At 71.3% G+C, this 3,774-nt stretch carries 3 protein-coding genes and 1 pseudogene; 1 reads left to right on the plus strand and 3 read right to left on the minus strand.

The genetic code is table 11. From position 1 onward, the window contains the following. Positions 1-95: 95 nt before the first annotated feature. The 3 genes from FNH05_RS34280 to FNH05_RS34290 are packed head-to-tail and all read right to left on the minus strand — an operon-like array spanning position 96 to position 1,788. A complete protein-coding gene (locus FNH05_RS34280) occupies positions 96-389 on the minus strand; it encodes a hypothetical protein (protein WP_144593007.1) in 294 nt (97 codons plus the stop codon). Positions 390-410: 21 nt separating this feature from the next. Next, entirely contained in the window at positions 411-1,004 is a 594-nt protein-coding gene (locus FNH05_RS34285) for an extracellular solute-binding protein (protein WP_144593008.1), read from the minus strand. Next, positions 991-1,788, minus strand: a complete 798-nt coding sequence (locus FNH05_RS34290) for a hypothetical protein (RefSeq protein WP_144593009.1) — start codon at positions 1,786-1,788, stop codon at positions 991-993. The genes FNH05_RS34285 and FNH05_RS34290 overlap by 14 nt, the downstream gene beginning before the upstream one ends. An 835-nt stretch (positions 1,789-2,623) precedes the next feature. Here FNH05_RS34290 and FNH05_RS38520 point away from each other — a divergent pair. After that, positions 2,624-3,774 (plus strand): annotated as a pseudogene (locus FNH05_RS38520) (lactonase family protein); the annotation flags it as partial.

Genomic DNA, 3,774 nt, shown 5'->3' on the forward strand with positions numbered 1-3,774 from the left:
GTCCCACCCTCGTGCAGGTGAGTTGCCCGCTCAGGCGGGGATGGGTGCCTTGAGGGACCCCCTCACAGCACCGCGCACCCCTGCTTGCAGGCGGGTCACCGCGGAGAAAGGTGCCTTCGCACGGGCCGAACGTGGGACTCGGGCTGTCGAACGTGGGACACAAGCGCCGGAAGGTGGGACACAAGCGCAGGAGGGTGGGACACAAGTGCCGGAAGGTCCAGTGCGGCGCTCGCGGCGTGCTGCACCTTCTGCAGGGCCTGTTCGAAGGACTCCCCCACCGCGTCGACGACGCGATCCGTCCGGCCCGCCCTGGTGAACCCCTCCTCCTCCGCGACCTCGACGACCACCGAACTGCCGTCCTCGAGCCGGAACCTGGTCAGCTGCGTCACCGGATCTTCCTCCCTGTCCTTTCAGAACTGTCCACAGTGGTAGTTCAGGGTGCGGTTGCCGGGATAGGCCTGTGCCGCCACCTTGTCCAGGTTCGCCAGCAGCGCGTGGACGTTCGCCGGGTCGGCGTAGCGGGCCGGGTCGCTCAGGAAGGCGAGCATCGCCTGGTTGAACGCGTTGCTCAGGCTCGACGGCATCAGGTCGGAGGCGTCCAGGCAGACCGGGGCCCCGGTCAGGATCCGCGCCAGGGACCTGCTCACCTCGTCGGGGTAGACGCCGAGCCCGATGTTGCGGTCCGGCGACAGCGCGCCGCTGCCGGGCCGGGCGGGCCAGATGCCCTGCGCCGCGTCGGAGGCCAGGAACTTCACCAGTTCCTTCGCCTGCGGGGTCTGCCGCACCAGTACCGCGAAGTCGGCGGACACCTCGTTGACGCCGGAGGAGGCCTCGCCGGTCTTCGGGAAGGGGAAGAAGTCGAAGTCCTTCCCCGGCTGGAGCCGGTTCTTCGTGTTGTCCACGGACGCGGCGTGGTAGAGGTAGCAGCCGGGCTTCGGCGTGCTGAACAGCGCCTGCCCGGCATCGGCGAACCCGGTCAGGAGCGCGCCTTCACTCGCCGACACAGACCACTTCGCCGGTGTGTTCCGGCAGCAGTTCCCCGCCGGAACCCAGCACCAGCCTGCCGCCGCGGCCGGGCGCGCGCTCGGCCAACGGGCCGAGCAGGTCGTGCGCCAGGGAATCCGGGGTGGCCGCCTCGTCGGCGGAGTCGATCACCAGCGACATCGAGGCGGCCGCGGCCACCACCCCGGGCACGAACTCCCGGTCACCGGCCCCGGCATCGATCCCGATGCGCTCCGCGATCTTCCGCGCGACCTCCGCGGTGGTCCGGCCCGTCGCGTCCAGCGCGAGATCGACGCTGCGCATCGGCAGCATCAGCCCCGGCGGCACCACCGCGACCTCGTCGGCGGGCAACCGCCTGCGGGACACCGGATCCGCCAGTGCGACGAAGGCGGCCAGCACGCCCACCCGCTCCGCCTTGGGCCCGACGAGGTTCACCACGACGCCCCGGTCCGCCGGGCGCAACCAGTCGGCCACGACGTGCGAAGCCCGGATCATCCCCTCGTTCGCGCCGCCCCGGCGCCCGCCGCCGCTCACCTCGGCCAGGCGGTCCTGGGCCGAGGCGAGGAAGACCGGGTCGGCCGCCGCTTCACCGGCCACCAGGCGCGCCACCGGAGACAGGTAACCGGCGATCGTGTCCACCGGGGTCAGCCAGGCGCAGTCCGGATCGGTCCGGCTCGATGTCGCCACCAGCACGCCGACCACCTGGTCGGTCCGCTCGTCCACCACCCCGGCCCCGCTGAAACCGCGGCGCACCCTCGGCCCCGCACCGCGCGGATCGACCTGCACCCACTCGTCGTTGGGCCCGCTCGGGCCCGCCGGCGGAGCCGGGCCCACACGCGGTGAAACCGCTTCCGGCGGGATAGCCCTGCACCTTGAGTTCGCGGTCGCGCAGGGCGATGTCGAGCAGGGGCGCCGGCCGGGCGTCCGGCACGGCATCCTTCAGTTCCGGCAGGGCGAGGTCGCCGGACTCGTCCCCGCGCCGCGGAATCCCCCCGTCTTCGGCCACCCCGGCCAGTCCGGGGGGGGCGGTGCGGCAAACCGACGAACTCGATGCCGATTTCCGGCCCGGGTTCTTCCGCATCGCCACCGGCGAGAACATGCGCGCAGGTCAGAACGTACCGGTCCGACAGCAGTACCCCTGCCCCCACCAGCGCGCCCGAGTGGCCCACGATGCCCACTCGCCAGGGATAATCTCCCACGGCCCCGATACTAACCGCTCGATCACCGCATTGTTGACCTTTTTTCGCACACATTTCCCTTTCGCTTCTTCCGCCCGTCTCCCCCGGTACCCGACAAACGCCGCCTCGATTTTCTTGACAGATTGTTCAATTAAGGAAGGCGGAATGGGCCGTTCGAGACCGCTCCGCCGAGCGGGCGCCGGGACACGGACCCGCTCGCTCGCTCGCCAGGGTCGTGCCAGGATCGGTCGGACCTCCCGCGGATCCGGGAGAGCGCTTTCCCCTCCCATGACACAACCCTGTTCATCGATATTTCATCGCCCGCCGCTAGCGTCACCGTTCGTGTACGCGACGCTGTGGCGCCCCGGCGTGCCCATCGGGCACGGCCCGATTCCGGGATGTATCAACGCTGTATCACCCGTGTCTAGGGTCGCCGGGTGACCATGGACTCCACCAGCCCGAAATCCCCCGCGCGGCGCCGGATCTTCGCGGCACTGCGGAGCCGCGCCGCGGTCGTCGTTCTGGTCGTCGGCTGCCTCGGCACGCTCGGCGTCGCGGTGACCGGCCAGGCACCGCTGCCCGCCGGCCTGCAGTTCATCCAGGTCGGCCACTGGGTCTACAACACCGCGTCCCAGGCCGCGGTCCACGTCGACGGTTCGACCGGACAGGTGGACGGGCAGGCGAGCGTGCCCGGTGCCGAACAGGGCAGCCCCATCGCGCAGGGAGCACGCTCCGGCTACGTGGTCGAACGGTCGCGGATCACCGAGTTCGACAAGTCGACGCTCACGGTGGAAAGCAGCCGCACTCCCCCGGCCCCCGAGGAACCGGTGGTGCTGGAGATCGCGGACGGCCCGTACCTGGTCTACCGCAACGCGGGCCAGGTCGTGCGCCTCGGCGACCCGGCCGCGACGGTCCCGGCGGGAGGTCCGCTGTCCGCACCGGTGGCGACCTCCGACGGCACCGTCTGGCTCCACCGGATCGACGACGGTTCGCTCTGCCAGCTTCCCCGCGGCGCCGCCCTGCTGGCCTGCCCGGCCCGGCTGCCGCAGGGCCACGACGGCGCGCTGATCGTCGTCGACGACCACCCGGTGGCGGTCGACCTCAGGGCCGGTCTCCTGGACCCGGTCGGCAAGGACGGGCTCGGCGATCCGGCCGACCTCGGCATCAACCTGCCGTCCACGGCCCAGATCGCGGGCAACTCCGTCGACGGGCGCCTTGCCGTCGTCGACCCCGACCGCGGCCAGTTGCAGCTGATCGACGCCGCCGGGCTGCTCAAGGGCGGACCGGTGGCCCCTCCCGTCACGGTCGATCTGCCCAAGGACGGGAAGTTCACCGCACCGCTCGCCACCTCGCACACGGTCGTGCTGGTCGACGAGGCCCACCACAACGTGCTCAGCTACGACGGCAAGGGCTCGCTGAAGAGCGTGAAGAACGTGCCCGGCCAGGACGGCAAGGTCCGGCCCGCGCTCGGGCAGGACGGCCGGATCTACGTGGACAGCCCGGACGGCTCGCACGTCCTGGTCGTCGACGGCAAGGACGGCTCGGCCGACGACGTGAACGTCGACGAGCAGACGCGCAACCACACCACCGGAAC

The organism is Amycolatopsis rhizosphaerae, from assembly GCF_007713715.1.
Classification (GTDB): Bacteria; Actinomycetota; Actinomycetes; order Mycobacteriales; family Pseudonocardiaceae; genus Amycolatopsis_E; species Amycolatopsis_E rhizosphaerae.